At 56.0% G+C, this 273-nt stretch carries 1 protein-coding gene; it reads left to right on the top strand.

The genetic code is table 11. From position 1 onward, the window contains the following. Positions 1–9: 9 nt before the first annotated feature. Positions 10–273: protein rep (locus ABG80_RS22370; protein WP_268760921.1), on the top strand; the 264-nt coding region annotated here is incomplete at its 3' end.

The following is a 273-nucleotide window of genomic DNA, read 5'->3' as shown; positions in this document are numbered from 1 at the left end:
ATCGACGCTGTGAGGCTGCATGCGGCCAGCTTCTGCATGAAGCACCTGCTTTGCCCTCTGTGTGCCATTAGACGGGGCGCTAAGTCGATGAAAGCCTACTTGGATAGGTGGGAGGTCATCCGAGCCGAGAAAACGGATCTGAGGCCTTTTTTGGTGACTTTGACGGTGAAGAACGGTGATGACCTGGCTGAACGCTTTAAGCACCTTCATAGAGCCCAGCGCGAGCTATGGAAACGCCGGCAACGTGGTCGCGGCTCTGTGCTCGATGGTGTT

The sequence above is a fragment of the Aquabacterium parvum genome (assembly GCF_001447195.1).
GTDB classification, from domain to species: Bacteria; Pseudomonadota; Gammaproteobacteria; order Burkholderiales; family Burkholderiaceae_C; genus Aquabacterium; species Aquabacterium parvum.
The sequence above is the reverse complement of the archived record's forward strand: the minus strand, read 5'-3'. Positions and strand labels throughout refer to the sequence as shown.